Raw genomic sequence first — 671 nt, 5'->3', positions numbered from 1 at the left:
ACGGCGCGCTGGGTGGCGCGTTCGGCGACCTGGACGCCCTGCAGGCCGACATTGAGGCGCGCGTTGTTCATCATCGTGAACATGGCGCGGATGCCGCCGAGTTCGGGGCCGACCAGTTCGCCGATGCAGTCGTCATGGTCACCAAAGCTCAGCACGCAGGTCGGCGAGGCGTGGAGGCCCATCTTGTGCTCGATCGAGACGGTGCGGACGTCGTTGAAGGCGCCGTCCTCGAGCCGATATTTCGGCACCAGGAACAGCGAAATGCCCTTGGTGCCCGCCGGCGCTCCCGGCGTCCGGGCCAGCACCAGGTGGACGATGTTGTCGGCCATGTCGTGGTCGCCGAACGAGATGAAGATCTTGGTGCCCTTTAGCTTCCACTTGCCTTCGCCCACGGGCGTGGCGGTGGTGCGCAGCGCGCCGACATCCGAACCGGCCTGCGGCTCGGTGAGGTTCATCGTGCCGGTCCAGGCGCCGGTCGAGAGGTGGGGCAAGTACGCCGCCTGCTGATCGGGCGTGCCATGGTGCATCAGTGCCTCGACCGCACCGACGGTGAGGATCGGGGCGAGCGCGAAGCCCATATTGGCGGTGCCGAGCGTCTCCAGCACCGCAATCGACAGGCTGACCGGGAGCCCTTGCCCGCCATGCTCCGCCGGCGAGCCGATCGTGCCCCA

General features: G+C 67.8%; 1 protein-coding gene. It reads right to left on the bottom strand.

Features of this window, described 5'->3' with window-relative positions:
• On the bottom strand, nt 1-671 hold a 671-nt coding region (locus tag HZY97_RS20800; RefSeq protein WP_180148023.1), incomplete at both ends, for an acyl-CoA dehydrogenase family protein.

The organism is Sphingomonas sp. R-74633, assembly GCF_013416555.1.
In the GTDB taxonomy this organism is placed as follows: domain Bacteria; phylum Pseudomonadota; class Alphaproteobacteria; order Sphingomonadales; family Sphingomonadaceae; genus Sphingomonas.
The sequence above is the reverse complement of the archived record's forward strand: the minus strand, read 5'-3'. Positions and strand labels throughout refer to the sequence as shown.